The sequence below is a fragment of the Rhizobium sp. FKL33 genome (assembly GCF_005222915.1).
GTDB lineage: Bacteria > Pseudomonadota > Alphaproteobacteria > Rhizobiales > Rhizobiaceae > Rhizobium_E.
The window spans coordinates 71,249-90,983 of sequence record NZ_STFX01000031.1; the positions used below are offsets into that span (position 1 = coordinate 71,249).

18 protein-coding genes are annotated in these 19,735 nt (G+C 60.2%); 10 read left to right on the plus strand and 8 right to left on the minus strand.

Annotated elements, in window-relative coordinates:
- Positions 1-87 precede the first annotated feature (87 nt).
- The 6 genes from rho to E8Q41_RS18465 all read left to right on the plus strand — a co-directional run bounded on the left by rho (position 88) and on the right by E8Q41_RS18465 (position 7,126).
- Positions 88-1,353: a transcription termination factor Rho gene (gene rho / locus E8Q41_RS18440; protein ID WP_137157024.1), complete on the plus strand. Its 1,266-nt coding sequence runs from the start codon at positions 88-90 to the stop codon at positions 1,351-1,353.
- Positions 1,354-1,473: 120 nt separating this feature from the next.
- Complete coding sequence (mnmE, locus tag E8Q41_RS18445; protein WP_137157025.1) at positions 1,474-2,793, plus strand: tRNA uridine-5-carboxymethylaminomethyl(34) synthesis GTPase MnmE; 1,320 nt, start codon at positions 1,474-1,476, stop codon at positions 2,791-2,793.
- A gap of 86 nt (positions 2,794-2,879) precedes the next feature.
- A complete protein-coding gene (gene mnmG / locus E8Q41_RS18450; RefSeq protein ID WP_137157026.1) occupies positions 2,880-4,748 on the plus strand; it encodes a tRNA uridine-5-carboxymethylaminomethyl(34) synthesis enzyme MnmG in 1,869 nt (622 codons plus the stop codon).
- A 12-nt stretch (positions 4,749-4,760) separates the two neighbouring features.
- A complete protein-coding gene (locus E8Q41_RS18455; RefSeq protein WP_137157027.1) occupies positions 4,761-5,396 on the plus strand; it encodes a 16S rRNA (guanine(527)-N(7))-methyltransferase RsmG in 636 nt (211 codons plus the stop codon).
- Between the two features lie 19 nt (positions 5,397-5,415).
- Positions 5,416-6,213, plus strand: coding sequence for a ParA family protein (locus E8Q41_RS18460; RefSeq protein WP_137157325.1), 798 nt, complete (start codon positions 5,416-5,418; stop codon positions 6,211-6,213).
- 31 nt (positions 6,214-6,244) lie between these two features.
- Positions 6,245-7,126 (plus strand): ParB/RepB/Spo0J family partition protein, encoded by an 882-nt coding sequence (locus E8Q41_RS18465; protein WP_137157028.1) that lies wholly within the window; start codon positions 6,245-6,247, stop codon positions 7,124-7,126.
- A gap of 10 nt (positions 7,127-7,136) precedes the next feature.
- Here E8Q41_RS18465 and holA read toward each other — a convergent pair whose 3' ends face one another.
- From holA to leuS, 3 genes are read right to left on the minus strand one after another with little or no spacing between them, the layout of a single operon-like run.
- Entirely contained in the window at positions 7,137-8,186 is a 1,050-nt protein-coding gene (holA, locus tag E8Q41_RS18470) for a DNA polymerase III subunit delta (protein WP_137157326.1), read from the minus strand.
- Between the two features lies 1 nt (position 8,187).
- Complete coding sequence (gene lptE, locus E8Q41_RS18475) at positions 8,188-8,715, minus strand: LPS assembly lipoprotein LptE (protein ID WP_137157029.1); 528 nt, start codon at positions 8,713-8,715, stop codon at positions 8,188-8,190.
- The gene (gene leuS / locus E8Q41_RS18480; protein ID WP_137157030.1) at positions 8,702-11,332 is read right to left on the minus strand and encodes a leucine--tRNA ligase; all 2,631 of its coding nucleotides are present in this window, start codon (positions 11,330-11,332) and stop codon (positions 8,702-8,704) included. Before leuS ends, lptE begins: the two co-directional genes overlap by 14 nt.
- A gap of 158 nt (positions 11,333-11,490) precedes the next feature.
- On the opposite strand from leuS, the gene E8Q41_RS18485 reads away from it, so the two are divergent.
- Positions 11,491-12,144 carry a YggS family pyridoxal phosphate-dependent enzyme gene (locus E8Q41_RS18485; RefSeq protein ID WP_137157031.1) on the plus strand — a complete coding sequence of 218 codons (654 nt, stop codon included), beginning with the start codon at positions 11,491-11,493 and terminating at the stop codon, positions 12,142-12,144.
- On the opposite strand, the gene E8Q41_RS18490 is transcribed toward E8Q41_RS18485, so the two are convergent.
- Complete coding sequence (locus tag E8Q41_RS18490; protein ID WP_137157032.1) at positions 12,136-12,519, minus strand: hypothetical protein; 384 nt, start codon at positions 12,517-12,519, stop codon at positions 12,136-12,138. The two genes, E8Q41_RS18485 and E8Q41_RS18490, sit on opposite strands and share 9 nt — an antisense overlap.
- Before the next feature lie 153 nt (positions 12,520-12,672).
- On the opposite strand from E8Q41_RS18490, the gene E8Q41_RS18495 reads away from it, so the two are divergent.
- On the plus strand, positions 12,673-14,577 hold the full coding sequence (locus E8Q41_RS18495) for a propionyl-CoA synthetase (protein ID WP_137157033.1): 1,905 nt from the start codon (positions 12,673-12,675) through the stop codon (positions 14,575-14,577).
- Here the strand turns inward: E8Q41_RS18495 and E8Q41_RS18500 are convergent.
- Positions 14,574-15,458 carry a LysR substrate-binding domain-containing protein gene (locus tag E8Q41_RS18500; protein WP_137157034.1) on the minus strand — a complete coding sequence of 295 codons (885 nt, stop codon included), beginning with the start codon at positions 15,456-15,458 and terminating at the stop codon, positions 14,574-14,576. The two genes, E8Q41_RS18495 and E8Q41_RS18500, sit on opposite strands and share 4 nt — an antisense overlap.
- Positions 15,459-15,557: 99 nt before the next feature.
- Here E8Q41_RS18500 and E8Q41_RS18505 point away from each other — a divergent pair, with 99 nt between their 5' ends.
- Positions 15,558-15,944: an ectoine synthase gene (locus tag E8Q41_RS18505; protein WP_137157035.1), complete on the plus strand. Its 387-nt coding sequence runs from the start codon at positions 15,558-15,560 to the stop codon at positions 15,942-15,944.
- 69 nt (positions 15,945-16,013) lie between these two features.
- On the opposite strand, the gene E8Q41_RS18510 is transcribed toward E8Q41_RS18505, so the two are convergent.
- Positions 16,014-16,703, minus strand: coding sequence for a DUF1013 domain-containing protein (locus tag E8Q41_RS18510; RefSeq protein ID WP_137157036.1), 690 nt, complete (start codon positions 16,701-16,703; stop codon positions 16,014-16,016).
- Positions 16,704-16,924: 221 nt separating this feature from the next.
- On the opposite strand from E8Q41_RS18510, the gene acs reads away from it, so the two are divergent.
- Positions 16,925-18,889, plus strand: a complete 1,965-nt coding sequence (gene acs / locus E8Q41_RS18515; protein ID WP_137157037.1) for an acetate--CoA ligase — start codon at positions 16,925-16,927, stop codon at positions 18,887-18,889.
- A 36-nt stretch (positions 18,890-18,925) separates the two neighbouring features.
- Here acs and E8Q41_RS18520 read toward each other — a convergent pair whose 3' ends face one another.
- Positions 18,926-19,168 carry an excalibur calcium-binding domain-containing protein gene (locus tag E8Q41_RS18520; protein WP_137157038.1) on the minus strand — a complete coding sequence of 81 codons (243 nt, stop codon included), beginning with the start codon at positions 19,166-19,168 and terminating at the stop codon, positions 18,926-18,928.
- Between the two features lie 62 nt (positions 19,169-19,230).
- A complete protein-coding gene (locus tag E8Q41_RS18525) occupies positions 19,231-19,698 on the minus strand; it encodes a thermonuclease family protein (RefSeq protein ID WP_137157039.1) in 468 nt (155 codons plus the stop codon).
- Positions 19,699-19,735 lie beyond the last annotated feature (37 nt).

The window sequence follows — 19,735 nt, forward strand, 5'->3', positions numbered from 1 at the left end:
TCTGCTTGGCGGCATGCCCATCCCTCCTTCATGCCGATCCCCTGACCGCTCCGGTTCTCCTTCCCAAACGCCCCGATGGTTCCCTTCATGGCCGAGATGAAACTCCAAGACCTCAAGAACAAGACCGCCACAGATCTCTTGGCATTCGCCGAATCGGTGGGCGTCGAAAACGCCAGCGTCATGCGCAAGCAGGAACTGATGTTCGCGATCTTGAAGAATCTCGCCGCCCAGGAAGTCGAAATCATCGGCGAGGGTGTCGTGGAAGTGCTGCAGGATGGCTTCGGCTTCCTGCGCTCCGCCAACGCCAACTATCTGCCGGGCCCTGACGATATCTACATCTCGCCTTCGCAGATCCGCCGTTTCTCGCTGAAGACCGGCGACACGGTGGAAGGACCGATCCGCAGCCCCAAGGAAGGCGAACGCTATTTCGCGCTTCTGAAGGTCAACACCATTAATTTCGACGATCCGGAAAAGATCCGTCACAAGGTTCATTTCGACAATCTGACGCCGCTCTATCCGAATGAGCGGTTCAAGATGGAACTGGACATTCCGACCAACAAGGACATGTCGCCGCGGGTGATCGATCTCGTCGCGCCGCTCGGCAAAGGCCAGCGCGGACTCATCGTCGCGCCGCCGCGCACGGGTAAGACGGTTCTGCTCCAGAACATCGCCCATTCTATCACCGCCAACCATCCGGAATGCTACCTGATCGTTCTGCTGATCGACGAGCGGCCGGAAGAAGTGACCGACATGCAGCGCTCCGTGCGCGGCGAAGTCGTGTCCTCGACCTTTGACGAGCCCGCCGTGCGTCACGTGCAGGTCGCTGAAATGGTGATCGAAAAGGCCAAGCGGCTCGTCGAGCATGGCCGCGACGTGGTTATTTTGCTGGATTCGATCACCCGTCTCGGCCGCGCCTACAACACCGTTGTGCCCTCTTCGGGCAAGGTTCTGACCGGCGGTGTGGACGCCAACGCATTGCAGCGCCCGAAGCGCTTCTTCGGCGCGGCGCGCAATATCGAGGAAGGCGGTTCGCTGACGATCATCGCGACGGCGCTGATCGACACCGGCAGCCGCATGGATGAAGTGATCTTCGAAGAATTCAAGGGCACCGGCAACTCCGAAATCGTGCTGGACCGCAAGGTGGCCGACAAGCGCATCTTCCCGGCCATGGATATTCTCAAGTCCGGTACCCGCAAGGAAGACCTGCTGGTTCCGCGTCAGGATCTGCAGAAGGTCTTTGTGCTTCGCCGGATTCTGGCGCCGATGGGCACGACCGACGCGATCGAGTTCCTCATCGACAAGCTCAAGCAGACCAAAAACAACGGCGACTTCTTCGATTCGATGAACACCTGATCATCAGCGAGGAAGCTCCGGGCTGCTTTGGCTTGAGCGGAATAACAAAATACAGTATGGCAACCGCCGGGCCTTCCCGGCGGTTTTCGTTTGCGCCCGACTTCTCTGGATAAGATTTACATGACGTCGTCCCAGGACACGATATTCGCGCTCTCCACAGGGTCGCTTCCGAGCGGCGTTGCAGTGGTGCGCGTCAGCGGGGCGGCTGTGAGCACAGTAAGACGCCATCTCCATCTCGGTGACTGCGAGCCGCGCGCAGCCTTGCTGAAGTCTGTACGACGGCCTACGGGCGACCTGATCGACCGAGCACTGGTGATCTCCTTCACCGGACCCAATTCGTTCACCGGAGAGGATTGCCTCGAGCTTCATCTCCATGGCGGCCGCGCGGTGGTGCGCGCGGTGCTGGATGAGCTCGCTGTTGTGCCGGGCTGCCGACATGCCGAGCCGGGCGAGTTCACTCGCCGCGCTTTCGACAACAATCGGCTGGACCTCACTGAAGCGGAGGGTCTCGCAGATCTGATATCGGCCAATACCGAGATGCAGCGGCGGCTCGCGATGTCGCAAGCGCGGGGCGATCAGGGGCGGCTCTATCGGGACTGGATGGATCGATTGACGCGTGCGCGAGCACTGATCGAAGCCGAGTTGGATTTTCCGGAAGAAGAGGACATTCCCGGGGCTGTGAGTGATCGTGTCTGGTCCGACGTGAAACAGATCGGATCCGAAATAAAATCATACCTTGCGAAGGGGCGATACGCCGAAATGGTGAGGGACGGTTTCAACGTCACCATCATTGGGCGGCCTAATGCCGGAAAATCAAGCCTTCTCAATAGTTTAGTCAAGCGACCTGTGGCGATCGTCACCGATATTCCCGGAACCACCCGGGATCTGATCACCGTTGATCTCGATCTTCAGGGATATCTCATTCGACTTACAGACACGGCGGGGCTGCGCGACACAGAAGAAGTTGTCGAAGCGGAAGGCATAAAGAGAGCGCGCGATGCGGCGCGCCATGCAGACCTGATTCTGAGCCTGCGTGATGAGAGTGACCTTGAGCCTTTCGAAATGGTCGATTCGGAAGTGGAACATATTTTTGTCACGACAAAAGCGGATCGTGGCGAAAATTCCGAATCCTCGAGCCTATCCATTTCCACAGTTTCGGGTCACGGCCTGGACGAGCTGATCGACGCCATTCTCAAACACGTCATTGGCTTGTTCGACAATGGCGGGTTGGATCTTGCCCCTACACGATCTCGCCATCGCAGCTTGCTCTCTTCCGCTTTGGATCACATCGATTATGCAGAAGTGGCGAGTGGCGATCCTTTGGAAATTCGTTCGGAGAGGTTGCGCCTGGCGGCTCGAGAGCTGGGCCGCATTACCGGCTTCGTTGATCCGGATGATCTCCTAGGGGTCATCTTTGCGGAATTCTGCATTGGAAAATAGGCGCTGATTCTCGTAATACGAGTCTCACGTTTCACGTGAAACACTGACGCGCAACTGATTCGGAAGCGCAATGAACGGAGTATCACATGCATCGCCGGTTTGATGTCATCGTGGTCGGTGGCGGACATGCAGGTGTCGAGGCGGCTTCCGCAGCAGCGAGGTTGGGCGCGAACACCGCTCTGGTGACTCACAAATTCGCGACGATTGGCGCGATGTCCTGCAACCCCGCCATCGGTGGTCTGGGGAAAGGTCATTTGGTTCGCGAGGTTGATGCGCTTGACGGCCTTATGGGTCGGGTTGCCGATAAAGGTGGAATTCAGTTTCGTTTGCTCAATCGAAAGAAAGGCCCGGCGGTTCGCGGACCACGCACCCAGGCGGATCGACGACTTTACCGTGAGGCTATGCAGGCGGAGATCGTGAATCACGATTATCTTGAGGTTATCGAGGGCGACGTCGTTGATCTTCTCCATAATGAGCACGGTGTTACTGCAGTCTGTCTCGGCAATGGCGATGTGATCTCCTGCGGCGCTGTGGTGTTTACCACGGGAACATTCTTGCGGGGTCTGATCCATATTGGCGACCGCAAGATTCCGGCCGGGCGTGTGGGGGAGCAACCCTCGATCGGATTGTCTTCGACGCTCGGAAAACTGGGTCTGAAACTCGGACGCTTGAAGACGGGAACGCCGGCCCGTCTCGACGGGAGGACGATTGATTGGTCTGGCCTGGACCGCCAGGGTCCGGATGAAGACCCCTCGCCCTTCTCCTTTATGACGGATGCGATCACCAATCCGCAGATTGATTGCGGTGTCACCCGCACGACGCCCGAGTCGCACAAAATCATCCAGGACAATATTCATCTCTCGGCCATGTATTCCGGACAGATTGAAGGGGTGGGCCCGCGATACTGCCCTTCGATCGAGGATAAGATCGTCCGCTTCGGCGAACGTGATGGTCACCAGATCTTCCTGGAGCCGGAAGGCCTCGATGACCCTACGGTCTATCCGAACGGAATTTCGACCTCGCTGCCGGAACATGTGCAGGACGCATTCATTCACAGCATTCCGGGTCTTGAGCGGGTCTCCATCCTTCAGCCGGGTTATGCGATCGAATATGACCATGTCGATCCGCGTGAGCTTGATCCAAGTCTCGAAGTCAAGGCGTTGCGCGGCTTGTATCTGGCGGGACAGATCAATGGCACGACAGGATATGAGGAGGCTGCAGCCCAGGGTCTGGTCGCCGGTTTGAACGCTGCGCGCCGGGCTGGCGGACAGGAACCGTTCATCTTTAGCCGCACCGAATCCTATATCGGCGTAATGATCGATGATCTCACCTCCCGGGGTGTGAGTGAACCCTACCGGATGTTTACGTCCCGCGCTGAATTCCGTTTGTCGCTTCGGGCGGACAATGCCGATCAGCGGCTAACGCCAGTCGGTTTGGAGTTCGGCTTGGTCGGCAGCGCAAGACGCGAGCGCTTCAGTCGCTATATAGAGGATCTTGGCGCTGTTCGCACACAGCTGAAGAATCATGCGCTGACACCGAATGAAGCCGCCAAACATGGGCTTCGCATCAATCAGGATGGTCAACGTCGGAGTGCTTACGAGCTGCTCTCCTATCCGGATATGACACTCGACCGTCTGTCGCTGGTCTGGCCGGATTTGAAAGCTGTTCCGAAGTTGAGCCGCGAAGCGATCGAAATCGAGGCGGCCTATGCTGTGTATCTCGAACGTCAGGCTTCCGAGGCGGCTGAGACGCGGCGCGAAGAGGAGCGCCTTATTCCTGACGACCTGGACTTCTCGGATCTTCCAGGTCTTTCCGCAGAGTTGAAGTCCAAGCTGGCGCGTTTCAAGCCACGCAATATCGCTCAGGCTGCAAAGATTGATGGAATGACGCCCGCTGCGATCACCTTGTTGCTGACTACGATCAAAAAACGTGACGCATTTCGGAAGGCTGGTTGACCATTGGTTGCAATGCAAAAGAGTCTCCGCGACAAACTAATCGGCATGGGTGTTTCACGTGAAACGCTGGACCGTTTGGAGACGTTCGCGGATGTTTTCAACAAGTGGGCGTCGGTCATCAATCTCGTTGCCCCCTCCACAAAGTCTGATTTGTGGGAGCGACATATCCTCGATAGTGCTCAGCTGATGATGTTGCAGCCGAATCCGGGGCAGTGGGTCGATCTTGGCAGTGGTGGCGGCTTTCCGGGTATCGTGACTGCCATCTTCCTGGCGGAGCGCGGTGACGGCCAAGTCCATATGGTCGAGAGCAATAACAAGAAGGCGGCTTTTCTGCGCGCTGCTCTGGCGGCAACCGGCGGACGAGGCGCCGTTCATGCCGTCCGGATCGAGACGGCGCCCGACCTGATTGCCTCCTGCGATTACCTGTCAGCCCGGGCTCTGGCCGAACTCGATTTGCTCTGCGCCTATGCTGAGCCTTGGGCGCTACGCAATCCTGAACTCGTCTGCTATCTGCACAAAGGCCGGGATTACCGTGCCGAGGTGGAAAAATCGCATAGGCGATGGTCGTATGATCTGGTAAAACACACCAGCATTGTGGAGCCGGATTCCGTGGTCCTTGAAATTCGGCGGCTCCAGAAGATTTCTTGACCTCATTTTGGTGGGCCGAATGAACAAGCCGAAGCACCGCATCATAACCATCGCCAACCAGAAGGGCGGCGTCGGCAAGACGACGACCGCCATCAATCTGGCGACCGCGCTCGCGGCGATCGGCGAGAATGTCCTGATCGTCGATCTTGATCCGCAGGGCAATGCCAGCACCGGGTTGGGCATCGACCGGAAAAGCCGCCTTCTGTCGACCTATGATCTTTTGATTGGTGATCATGGCGTCACTGAAGTGGCTATGCCCACCGTTGTTCCCAACCTGGCGATTGCGCCCTCGACCATGGATCTGCTCGGCGTCGAGATGGAAATCGGCCAGCAGCCCGATCGTGTTTATCGTCTTCGCCAGGCATTGAGCAGCCCGGAAGCCGCCAAGTTCGATTATATCCTGATCGACTGCCCGCCATCTTTCAATCTTTTGACAATGAACGCGCTTGCCGCCGCTCAGTCCGTCCTGGTCCCGCTGCAGTGCGAGTTTTTCGCACTTGAAGGCTTGAGTCAGCTCCTGGAGACGGTTGACCAGGTGCGTCGATCGGTCAATCCGGAACTGGATATTCAAGGCATTGTTCTGACGATGTTCGACTCGCGCAACAATCTTGCGCAGCAGGTCGTTTCGGATGTGCGCGAACATCTCGGCGAGAAAGTCTATCATACGCTGATCCCGCGCAATGTCCGGGTCTCGGAAGCGCCTTCTTATGGGAAGCCGGCAATCCTCTATGATTTGAAATGCGCCGGCAGCCAGGCCTATCTGCAGCTGGCGTCCGAGGTTATCCAACGGGAGCGGCAACATAGCCGCGCGGCATAACATTTCGTTGTCGAAATAGTCTGGTGTTGACATGAACGAAGATCCTTCAAAGCGTCGTCTGGGGCGCGGCCTTGCCGCATTGATCGGTGAGATGGACCAGCCTTTGTCGGTGCAGCAGGGAAAACCTTCGATTGGACCGGATCGCCGAGTTCCGATTGAAATGGTGATCCGCAACCCACGCAATCCCAGAAAGAACTTTCTCGAAGAGGAACTTCAGGATCTTGCTTCGTCCATCCGCCAGCATGGCATCGTGCAGCCGGTCGTGGTGCGCACGATGCCCGACGGAAAATTCGAGATCATTGCCGGCGAACGCCGGTGGCGCGCCGCTCAACTCGCGGGCCTCGTCGAGATCCCGGTTATCATTCGCGATGTCGATGATCGTACGGCGTTGGAATTGGCCATCGTCGAAAATGTGCAGCGATCGGACCTCAATCCAATCGAAGAGGCGATGGGTTATGATCAGCTGATCGCCGAACACGGTTATACGCAGAATGATCTCGGCGAAATCATCGGCAAGAGCAGGTCGCATGTCGCCAATAGCCTGCGGCTTCTGAAGCTTCCGGATCCGGTTCGTGACATGCTTTATGACGGGCGGCTGTCTGCTGGCCACGCTCGCGCCTTGATCCCGACATCCGATCCGGTCGCGCTGGCGCGCACGATCGTGGCCAAGGGGCTGTCTGTGCGCGACGCTGAGCGGATCGCCCAGAACGACATCAAGGGACTGACCGGCGGCGCCGAGCGTTCAAAAGCTGCGGAACCGGACGCCGACACCGTGGCGCTGGAACGCAGCCTCTCCGACAAGCTCGGGCTTGAGGTGAAGGTTGCCCACAAGGGTGAAGGTGGCCGCGTGACCATCGCCTATAAGACGCTCGACCAGCTCGAAGAGCTCTGCCGTTTGCTGGAAAGAAGCTGAATCCGGCTAATTAATTTCGCGCCTGCTTTCCACGACCCGCGATCAGGGTGGTGGCGAGCAGCGTTTGCAGAGCGATTGTGTCTTCGAGACTGTTGCGACGCCGGCATTGCAGAATGGCGAAATGCAGCCGATTGAGTTCCCGGGCGATGAGTTCGCCCGTCCAGGCTCGCAGCGCAGCTTCAATAACGGGCTTCCTGCGGAAATGCAGATGGCGGCCATGCGTTGCAATGGCGTCGGCGGCGCTGGAGCGCCTCTCCTCCATGTCGGCGCGCATGACATCGAGCAGCTGCAATTGCCGCATGACACCCTGAATCACCAGAAAAACCGGCGTCTTCGATGCGATAACTTTCTGAGTGGCGTGCAGGAAGCCGTCGCGGTCCCCCTTCAACACAGCGTCGACGGCATCGTCGGTGGAGATGGCGCTGGCGTCGCCGATTACCGCGGTCACGTCTTCTGCTTCAATGGTCTGGCTGCCGAGAGCGTAGAGCGCCAGTTTGCGGATCTCCCCACGGGATGCGAGCCGATCGCCGCCAAGCGATTCTCCGAGGAGAGTGCGAGCGTCGGCCGTTATCTTCAGGCCATAGGTTCCGAGTTCCTCGTCAATCAGGCCATTCAATGCGCGCGCATCGTCGGCATAGCAAGGGATCGCCATGGCTCCGGACGCCGTTTCGGCGGATTTGCGAAGATTGGCACCTTTTTTGAGGTCGCCAGCTTCGATGATGATCCAGGCCGCCAGATCCTTATCTGCACCGAGATTGGTCACGGCATCGGCAAGGCCCTTGTCTGCTCCGGCGCCTTTGATCCAGATGAGTTTTTCGCCGCCAAACAGCCCCGTGGAACGCGCTTCGTCATAAAGGCGGCCGGGATCGCCGGAAAGGTCAGACGCCTCAAGACGCATGAAGGAGAAGGCATCCTTGAGATCCACCTTCGTGGCGGCCGCAAGTGCTTCTGCGCGTTCGGAGACGAGTCCTCTGTGGGGGCCATAAATCAAAAAGAGGCGGTGGTCGCCCAGCCGCCGCTTCAGGAAAGCATCGAATTCATGCGCCTTTATTTCGGCCATGTCACCGGCCGAGCCAGGCTGCAAGATCGGCGCGAATAAGTTCGGCCAATTCGCGAGCGGCGCGGTTTTCCGCATCGCGGGTGGCGCGAATCTTCGCATATTCCTGGGTGTTGAAATCGACGAGCGCCACGGACGAGCGATGACCGGTCTTCAGCACTTCACCGGTCGCCTTTTTGGTCAGTGTGAAATCGGCCTTGAGAACGATGCGGCCGGCGCGGTCCTGATCCGCCGAACTGTCGACGAGCACGCCGACATTGCGGGTCTTCACCTTGATGTCGACTTCATATTCCGGATTGGCCGGTTCACCGGCGCCGCCCGCGACGAGGAAGATCAGATTGTTGCGGACCTCGAGTTCGATCCGGTCGTCGGCTTCCGAAAACTCGATCGACTTGAGCGCCGCATCGACGCCAGACCCCGTGGCGTAGAGCGGACGCACCTGGCATCCGCCGGAGACCAGGAGAAGCCCGAGACCGGCGGCGCCGAGGATGCGCTTGATGGGCGCTGCGAATTTGCGATCAGACGACGACATTGACGATCCTTTGCGGCACCACGATGATTTTCTTCGGCGTCTTGCCCTCGAGGGCGGCTTTCACCGCGTCGAGCGCCAGCACGGCCTGTTCGATCGAAGTTTGATCCGCATCGCGGGCGATTGTCAAATCGGCGCGCTTCTTGCCGTTGATCTGCACCGGCAGGGTGATCTCGTTTTCAGCGACGAGATCCTTGTCGAAGACGGGCCAGTCGGCTTCCGCAACGAGACCATTCTTGCCGAGCACCGTCCAGCATTCCTCGGCGAGGTGCGGCGTCATCGGCGCGATCAGATGCACGAGAATTTCGGCGGCTTCACGAACGGCTGCGATATAGGCCGCGTCCGCCTTGCCCGAGGCGACTGTGGTCAGCGGCTGGGCCAGAGCATTGACGAATTCGTAGATGCGGGCGACGGCCTTGTTGAAGCCGAGGCGCTCGTAGTCGCCTTCCACGGCCTTCAACGTCTTATGCGCGATTTGAGAAATCGCCAACGCATCGCCTTGCTTAGCCGGAGTCGCCTCGACTGTGTTCAGCTGTTCGGCGGCTTCCGAGAGCAGGCGCCAGACGCGCTGCACGAAACGATGCGCGCCTTCGACGCCGCCTTCGGTCCAGATTACGTCGCGATCCGGCGGAGAGTCCGAAAGCACGAAGAAGCGGGCGGTGTCGGCGCCATAGGAAGCGATGATGTCGTCGGGGTCGACGACATTCTTCTTGGACTTCGACATCTTCTCGATCGAGCCGATGGCGACTTCGTCGCCGCCGTCGAGCAGATAGGCCTTGCGAGCGCCTTCGACTTCCTCGATGCGGATCTGAGCGGGCTCGATCCATTCGCGCTGGGCGCCCTCGCCGCGGCTATAGGTTTCATGCACCACCATGCCCTGCGTAAACAGGCCCTTGAAGGGTTCGTCGAGACCCACATGGCCGGTTTCGCGCATCGCGCGGGTGAAGAAGCGGGAATAGAGCAGGTGCAGGATCGCATGCTCGATGCCGCCGATATACTGATCGACCGGCAGCCAGGCGTCTGCGGCAGCGGGATCCGTCGGCGCATCTTCCCAGGGCGCGGTGAAGCGCGTGTAATACCACGACGAATCGACGAACGTGTCCATCGTGTCGGTTTCCCGACGCGCATCATGGCCGCATTGCGGGCAGGCGACATGCCGCCAGGTCGCATGACGGTCGAGCGGGTTGCCGGGCGTGTCGAAGGTGACGTCGTCGGGCAGTTGCACCGGCAGGTCCTTCTTCGGCACGGGCACGACGCCGCAGACTTCGCAATGGATCACCGGAATCGGGCAACCCCAATAGCGCTGGCGAGAAACGCCCCAGTCGCGCAGGCGGAAATTCACCTTGCGTTCGGCCTGCGGCGCGCCATGCAGTTCGGTCGCAGCCAAGCGGTTGGCCACTTCGTCGAAGGCTTTCTCGGTGGTCATGCCGTCGAGGAAGCGCGAGTTGATCATCACGCCGTCGCCGATATAGGCTTCGTCGGTGACGTGGAACTCATCCTTATTGGCGTCGTCCGGCATCACCACCGGCGTCACCGGCAGGCCGTATTTGTTGGCGAAGTCGAGGTCGCGCTGGTCGCCCGAGGGGCAGCCGAAAATCGCGCCCGTGCCATAATCCATCAGCACGAAATTGGCGATGTAGACGGGGATTTCCCAAGTTGCGTCGAAGGGATGGCGAACACGCAGGCCCGTATCCAGGCCCTTCTTCTCTGCTGTTTCGAGCGCAGCCAGCGATGTGCCGGCGCGGCGGCAGTCTTCGCAGAATTCCGCAATGGCCGCATCCTTGGCGGCAGCCGCCTTGGCGACCGGATGATCGGCGGAGATCGCCAGGAAGGAGGCGCCGAACAACGTGTCCGGACGGGTGGTGTAGACGGTGATGTCCTTGAGATCGGCAAAGCCGTCATGCGGCACGACGTCCCAGCGAACGGTCAGGCCTTCCGAGCGGCCGATCCAGTTCTTCTGCATCAGCCGGACCTTTTCCGGCCAGTTTTCGAGCGTGTCGAGCTTGTCGAGCAGATCCTGGGCGAAGTCGGTGATCTTGAAGAACCACTGGGTCAGTTCGCGCTGTTCCACCAGCGCGCCGGAGCGCCAGCCGCGGCCGTCGATGACCTGCTCATTGGCGAGCACGGTCATGTCGACCGGATCCCAGTTGACCTTGGAATTCTTGCGATAGACCAGGCCCTTTTCCATCATGTCGAGGAAGAGATGTTGCTGGCGCTTGTAATAGGCGACGTCGCAGGTGGCGAATTCGCGCGACCAATCCAGCGAAAGACCCATGCTTTTCAGCTGCTTGCGCATCGTCGCGATGTTTTCGTAGGTCCAGTCCTTGGGATGGACCTTGTTTTTCATCGCCGCGTTTTCGGCCGGCATGCCGAAGGCGTCCCAACCCATGGGATGCAGGACATTGTAGCCGCGGGCGCGCTTGAAGCGGGCGACCACATCGCCCATCGCATAGTTGCGCACATGGCCCATATGGATACGGCCAGACGGATAGGGGAACATCTCGAGGACGTAATACTTCTCGCGCGGGTCGTTGTTGTCGGTTTCGAAGACTTTCTCTTCGTTCCAGCGTTGCTGCCAGCGGGGTTCGACCTCGCGCGGATTGTAACGTTCTGACGCCATTTTTCTTGTCCGGGACCCTGAATTCTCGATCAAATCGGGGGTGACCTTCATCACGAAAGCGGGGGCGCGTCAAGTTTTTAGGCGGCTGGAAACGCCTCGCGCTCTTGGCAAAAGCAGGCTCCGAAGGCTAGGTAGGCGCAAAGCAGAAGGAGCCGTTCATGTCGACCGTGGAACGCTATCACGAGATCCTCGCCCGCATCGCCAAGGCCGCCGATGAGGCCGGCAAAGCCGCGCCGCAGCTGGTTGCGGTGACCAAGACATTTTCAGGCGACGAGATCCGGCCGGTGATCGAGGCGGGCCATCGCGTCTTCGGCGAAAACCGGGTGCAGGAAGCGGAGGCGAAATGGCCGGCGCTGAGATCAGAGTTTGCCGGCATCGAATTGCGGTTGATCGGGCCGCTGCAGTCCAACAAGGCCGAGTATGCCGTGGCCCTGTTCGACGTTATCGAAACCGTCGATCGTGAAAAGATCGCCCGGGCGCTGAAGGCGGAGATGGACAAGCAGGGCCGCAGCCCGCGCCTCTATGTGCAGATCAATACCGGGCGCGAGCCGCAAAAGGCGGGCGTCGCCCCGGATGACGCGCCCGCTTTCCTGTCGCTGTGCCGCAACGAGCTGGGTCTGGCCATTGAGGGGCTGATGTGCATTCCACCGGCGGATGAAAATCCCGGGCCGCATTTCGCGCTGCTTGCGAAACTGGCCCGGGAAAACGGCGTCGACAAGATGTCGATGGGCATGTCGGGTGATTTCGAGATCGCCACGGCCATGGGGGCGACGAGCGTCCGCGTGGGCTCGGCGATCTTCGGCTCACGCTGAGACGGGAACCGGGCGCGGCTGGGTCGCGACGACCGTCAGGAACAGGAGCATGGAGGAGAGCGCCAGAAGGCTGCCGACGATGGCCAGCCCCTCCCCCTCACCTTGAACCGCCAGCGCAATTCCGGGCGCAAGCGTCAAGACGGCGAGATTGGCGACGACCACCTGGATAACGCCGAGCCGCCGTATGCCCGATCCCGAGGTGATGGCGTAATAGGCGCCGAACAGCGCCAGGAGCACGCCGCCGACCAGATTGAGATGGGCGTGCGCCGGCGCCAGCGTGTGATCCTGCGCGATGCCCATATAAATGCCCAAGCCCATACCGATGGTGAGATAGAGCGCGGATGCGATCCAGCAGCTGCGAGAAAGTGTGTTCATGATGTCCTCCAGGGCGCGTTTGCCTCTCCGGCATTGCGCTTTGTCAATTCAACCGATTGTATCGCGCCGCATCTAACCCTTTGGTCGGATTGTCCCCATCCGCTTCTTCACGATAATTGCACATAAGGCGGTTTCGATCGGGAGGCGGAAACGATGACGGGCGGATACAGGGACGTTTATGCGGCATGGCAGCGAGATCCGCTGTTCTTTTGGAAACAGGCCGCGGAGAAGATCGACTGGTTCCGGGCGCCGACCAAGATATTCGACGAAAGCTTGGGCGTCTATGGTCGCTGGTATGCCGACGGTGTGACCAACACCTGCTACAACTGTCTCGACCGCCATGTCGAGGACGGACGCGGCGACCAGTTGGCGCTGATCCATGACAGCCCTATGACCAACTCCGTCACCCGTTACAGCTATTCCGACGCGCTGGCCGAGGTAAAGGCGATTGCCGGCGTTCTCAGCAGCCTCGGCGTCGGAAAGGGCGATCGCGTCGTCATCTATATGCCGATGATCCCGGAAGCGGTGTTTTCCATGCTGGCCTGCGCGCGTCTCGGGGCGGTGCATTCGGTGGTGTTCGGCGGGTTTGCGGCGCATGAGCTGATGCATCGGATCGAAGATTCCGAGGCCAGACTGGTGATCACGGCGAGCTGTGGCCTGGAGCCCGGCCGCGTCGTGCCCTATAAGCCGATGGTCGATCAGGCGATTGCGGATGGCAAGGTCAAGCCCGACCACGTGCTGGTGTTCCAGCGGCCGCAGGCGCATGCCGATATGATCGCCGGCAGGGATGTGGATTTCGCCGAAGCAGTCAAGGACGCCAAGGCGTCAGGGCGCGACCAGATCGCCTGCGAGCCGGTTCTCGCCACCGATCCGCTCTATATTCTCTACACATCCGGCACGACGGGCCAGCCGAAAGGCGTGGTGCGCGACAATGGCGGCCATATGGCGGCGCTCGCCTGGTCGATGGAGAACATCTATGGCGTCAAGGCCGGCGAGGTGTTCTGGTCGGCGTCCGATATCGGCTGGGTGGTCGGCCACTCCTATATCGTCTATGCGCCGCTGATCAACGGATCGACGACGATCGTCTTCGAAGGCAAGCCGGTGGGAACGCCGGATGCCGGCACATTCTGGCGGGTCGTCGCCGAACATGGCGTGAGCGCGCTGTTCACCGCGCCGACCGCGTTCCGCGCCATCCGCAAGGAAGATCCGGAGGCGGAGTTCGTTGGCGCTTATCCGATGCCGACGCTCCGAGCGCTGTTTCTCGCCGGCGAGCGCGCCGATCCCGAAACGATCAAATGGGCGGAACGGCATCTCGGCGTGCCGGTGATCGATCATTGGTGGCAGACGGAAACCGGCTGGGCGATCGCCGCCAATCCCTTCGGCCTCGATCTCCTGCCGGTCAGGCACGGTTCGCCGGCGCTGCCGATGCCGGGCTATCAGGTCGATGTGGTCGACGACGCCGGCCATCCGGTGGCAAACGGCGTTCTCGGCAACATCGTCATCAAGCTGCCCCTGCCGCCCGGCTGCCTCGCGTCCTTCTGGAACGCCGACGAGCGCTTCCGCAAGAGCTGCCTCGAAGAATTTCCGGGCTATTACAAGACGGCCGACGCCGGTTATCGCGACGAAGACGGCTATCTCTTCATCATGGCCCGCACCGACGACATCATCAACTGCGCCGGTCACCGCCTGTCGACGGGGCAGATGGAAGAAGTCTGCGCGACGCATCCGGATGTCGCCGAATGCGCCGTAATCGGCGTCGCAGACGAGCTCAAGGGGCAAATCCCTTGCGGCTTCCTGGTGCTCAAGAACAATGTTTCACGTGAAGCCTGCGCGATCGAAAAGGAAGTCGTCAATCTCGTGCGCCAGGAAATCGGACCGGTGGCCGCCTTCAAGATGGTCATCCCGGTGACGCGGCTGCCCAAGACGCGTTCGGGAAAGATCCTGCGCGGCACGATGCAGAAGATCGCCGACCGCCAGCCGTGGAAAATGCCCGCCACCATCGACGATCCCGCCATTCTCGGCGAGATCGAGGCGGCGCTGAGGGCGCATGGTCATTAAGACCGGGCGGCGCTCTTCATCACCCCGATCAACCAGTCGGCGAAAAGCCGGGCTTCCGCCGGCAGCCAGCTGGGCATGACCAGATGATAGGCCTCGTCTTCGAGGATCGAGATATCGGAGAGGACGACGAGGTCTCCTTGCGCTATCTCGCGCGCGAAGACGTCCACCGGGCAGAGCGCGACGCCATGGCCGGCGATGACGGCCGTCGCCAGAAGATTGAAATCCTGGAATATCGGTCCCGTCATGGATGGCGCCGGCTGAACTCCGGCCTTGCGACACCAGTTCAGCCAATGAAGGGGATCTTCGTCATGAAGAAGGGTCGCTCTGGCGATCTCCGAGGGAGAGCCGAGCGCGCCTGAGCGGGCGAGGTAATGAGGGCTTGCGACCGGTTTGTTGATCCGCGACAGCAGCCGTCGACTCGTCAGTCCGGGATCTTTCGCCTCCTTCAGCGCGATCGCCAGATCGGCGTCGAGGTCGGCAAGCGTGTCCCGCGCATGCGCGTAGACCACGCGGATGGCGATATCCGGATGAGCCGCCTGAAAGTCCGGCAGCGACGGGATGAGCCAGCGGCTGGCGATGGAGGGAAGCGAAGCGATCGTCAGGGCGCCGGGTTGATGCGCCCGGCGCAAACTCCGGCAGCGGGTCTCGATCTGCCTCAGACAATCGGTCAGGGTCTCGCCGAGCGCCCTGCCCTCTTCCGTCAACGCCAGACCGCGCCCCTCGCGGCGGAAGAGCTCCAAGCCTAGCCAGGATTCCAGCTGGCGGATCTGATGGGAAACGGCGGCATGGGTGACGCCCAGCTCCCGGCTGGCCAGCGTCAGGCTGGAATGCCGGGCTGCGGCTTCGTAAGCGATCAACGAATTGGCGGGCGGCAGCTTCATGTCAAAAAATCTAACAATTCAGACGCGATTTCTCAATCGTTATTCCCTGCAAAACTCGGTATTTTTAGGGCACCACTTGTTAGAAAATTGGAGACATCAATGTTCAAGCGCAGCCTGAGTGATATCGAGCGGACGCCCTTCTTCGTGGATTGGGGCAACGGCACCAGTCACCGCCTGCTCACCGAACAGGACGGCATGGGCTTCACCGTATGTCATACGGTGGTCAAGGCTGGGAGCCAGTCGCTGCTCGAATACCGCAACCATCTCGAAGCCTGCTACTGCATCGCCGGCGAGGGAGAGGTCGAGGACATGAGCGGCAATGTCTTTCCGATCAAGCCCGGCGACATCTATGTGCTCGATGAACATGATCGCCATTATCTGAGGGGCGGCGCGTCGACAGACCTCATTCTGGTCAGCGTCTTCAACCCGCCGCTCAAGGGAACCGAACGTCATCGCCTGAATGGTGAACAGGGCTCGGCCTACTGACATCCGAACAGCAAAAAGCCCGGCGGTCGAGGCCGCCGGGCTTTTGATTGGGATGGCTGCGCCGGTCGATCAGTACTGATCGTCGTCGTCGTCCGAGCGGTTCGCCGATAGCGACTTGAGCTTGGCGAAGACGGCGTCGGCGTCGATTTCCTTGAAATCGTCGTGATCGGCGACGCGTTCGGTCTCGCGGGCCGATTCAAGCGTGGCGCCCTGTTCTTCCTCGGTCTGGAAGGGACGGTTGCGGGCGGCCTTGTCGACTTCCATGTCCAGATCGATCTGCGAGCAGAGGCCCAGCGTCACCGGATCCATCGGGGTCAGGTTGGTCGAATTCCAGTGGGTGCGTTCGCGGATCTGCTGGATGGTGTTCTTGGTGGTGCCGACCAGGCGCGAAATCTGCGCATCCTTGAGTTCCGGATGGTTGCGGACCAGCCAGAGAATGGCGTTGGGGCGATCCTGGCGCTTGGAGACCGGCGTATAGCGCGGACCCTTGCGCTTGGACTCGGGAACACGAACCTTGGGTTCGGAGAGCTTCAGCTTGTGGTTCGGATTGGCTTCGGCGCGGGCGATTTCTTCACGCGACAGCTGGCCCGTCGAAATCGGGTCGAGACCCTTGATGCCTTGGGCGGCTTCGCCATCGGCAATGGCCTTGATTTCGAGCGGATGCAGCTTGCAAAACTGTGCGATCTGATCGAACGACAGCGCCGTGTTGTCTACCAGCCAGATCGCCGTCGCCTTCGGCATGAGCAGCTGTTGAGCCATGGATACAATCCTTCTGAGCCGCCTGCGCCGGGGTCGCAGGCCGTTTGTGCTAATCACAATGTCCGGGGATGGACGGGCTTATAGCTCAAGCGTCGCGAAATTGCAATTGTTTGAGAATCCGTTGACCAAAGTCTCATTGCCGCGGCCGTTTCCGGTGCTATGTTATTGTCATCCAACCGCAAAGGAGTTGCGGGTCCGAGCGAACGAATTGGGAGGAGCCAATGTCCGCCAAAGTCTATCCGGTGCTGAAGCCGGCGAAAACGCGCGCGCTGATCGACGATGAGAAGTATCAGAAATGGTATGAGGAAAGCGTCGAGAACCCCGACAAGTTCTGGGGCAAGCATGGCAAGCGCATCGACTGGTTCAAGCCCTATACGAAGGTCAAGAACACCTCGTTCAAAGGCCGCGTGCCGATCAAGTGGTTCGAAGACGGCCAGACCAACGTCTCCTATAACTGCATCGACCGTCACCTGAAGACGCATGGCGAACGCACCGCCATCATCTGGGAAGGCGACAATCCCTATATCGACAAGAAGATCACCTATAACGAGCTCTACGAGCAGGTCTGCCGCATGGCCAATGTGCTGAAGAAGCACGGGGTCAAGAAGGGCGATCGCGTCACCATCTATATGCCGATGATCCCTGAAGCGGCCTATGCGATGCTCGCCTGCGCCCGCATCGGCGCGATCCACTCGGTGGTGTTCGGCGGTTTTTCGCCGGAAGCGCTGGCCGGCCGCATCGTCGACTGCGAATCCACTTTCGTCATCACCTGCGATGAAGGCGTGCGTGGCGGCAAGCCGGTGCCGCTCAAGGAAAACACCGATATCGCTATCGATATTGCGGCGAAAAACTACGTGATCGTCAACAAGGTGCTGGTCGTGCGCCGCACCGGCGGCAAGATCGGCTGGGCGCCGGGTCGCGATCTCTGGCATCACCAGGAAGTCGCCACCGTCAAGGCCGAGTGCCCGCCGGTGAAGATGCGCGCCGAAGACCCGCTGTTCATTCTTTATACGTCGGGCTCCACCGGCAAGCCGAAGGGCGTGATGCACACGACCGGCGGCTATCTGGTCTATGCCTCGATGACGCATGAATATGTGTTCGATTATCACGACGGCGACATCTACTGGTGCACGGCGGATGTCGGCTGGGTGACGGGCCATTCCTATATCGTCTATGGGCCGCTCGCCAATTGCGCTACGACGCTGATGTTCGAAGGCGTGCCGAATTTCCCCGACCAGGGCCGCTTCTGGGAAGTGATCGACAAGCACAAGGTCAACATCTTCTACACAGCCCCCACCGCCATCCGCTCGCTGATGGGCGCCGGCGACGACTATGTGAAGCGGTCCTCGCGTTCGACGCTTCGTCTCCTGGGTTCGGTCGGCGAACCGATCAATCCCGAAGCCTGGGAATGGTATTACAATGTCGTCGGCGAAGGAAAATGCCCAATCGTCGACACCTGGTGGCAGACCGAGACGGGCGGCATCCTGATTTCGCCGCTGCCGGGCGCGACCGACCTCAAGCCGGGTTCGGCGACGCGACCCTTCTTCGGCATCAAGCCTGAACTGGTCGACAACGAGGGCAATCCGATCGAGGGCGCAGCGGACGGCAATCTCTGCATCACCGACAGCTGGCCGGGCCAGGCCCGTTCCGTCTATGGCGATCACGACCGCTTCATCCAGACCTATTTCGCCACCTACAAAGGCAAGTATTTCACCGGCGACGGCTGCCGCCGCGACGAGGATGGCTACTACTGGATCACCGGCCGCGTCGACGACGTGCTCAATGTCTCGGGGCACCGGCTCGGCACCGCGGAAGTAGAATCGGCGCTGGTCTCGCACCATCTGGTGTCGGAAGCCGCGGTGGTCGGTTATCCGCACGACATCAAGGGGCAGGGCATCTATTGCTATGTGACGCTGATGTCCGGCGTCGAAGGCAATGACGCGCTGCGCGCCGAGTTGGTCAAGCATGTGCGCACCGAGATCGGCCCGATCGCCACGCCCGACAAGATACAGTTCGCGCCGGGCCTGCCCAAGACCCGCTCGGGCAAGATCATGCGTCGGATTCTCCGCAAGATCGCCGAAGACGATTTCGGCGCGTTGGGCGACACATCGACGCTCGCCGATCCCGGCGTGGTCGACGAATTGATCGCCAATCGCCAGAACAGGCAGATGAAAAAGGCGTCCTGACATCAAGCAGGGCCGGCGCGCGCAGCGCCGGCCCTTTCAACATCCTTGCCGGCTAACGATCTCTTCGACCTGTTCAATGGAATGACAGACATTCTCGCAGGGTATGCCGTCATTATCGCCATCCGCTCGCCGATAGCCGGAACACCAGAGAGCGACCGCGTCCTCGCAAGAAGACATCTGCTTGCAACTCAGTCTCACAGTTTGAACAAAGGACTGCGGATTGTGCGGCGTCGCGGCAAGCGGTTGCGGGATCAGAGACAGAATGAAAAACAGCGGCATGATGGTGCTCCTGTCTGAGCCTTATCCGCCAAAAGCGAAAAATCCACCAACGCGCTGCAACCTCAGCAAGAGGTTTTTTCTTTTCTGCCGCCATCGTAAGGCCGCGCCAGACCGGCGGCGAGCAGAAGATCGGATGCGTCGCTTGTTTCGCCAAAGCTGAGGCGCGCCACCACACGGCCGAAATATTTGTCGGCGTCGATATCCGACAAGGCCAGATCCCCTGCCGCAAGACGTTGTTCGAGAAGGTCGCGGGCGGCGCGGGCTCTTTCCCGCTCTGCTGGGCAGCGGCTTTTGAGTTCCGGCGTGTCGATGCCGCGCAGCCGCACCATCACCGAAATGGTCTGTTGCGGCCAGGGACGAGCGTTGACCAACACCGTGTCGCCATCGATCACCGACACGAGTTCGGCGGCCACCGGACCATCAACGTGATAGCGGCGGCTGGCTTCCGCCCAGCTCTGTTCACCGCTCGCCCCCAAGAGAGCGAGCGCCAGAACGGATGAAGAAGCGATGCGTCGAAGCGACTTGACCATGAAAAGGAAAATATTCCGAATTCACGGCGCGATCAAT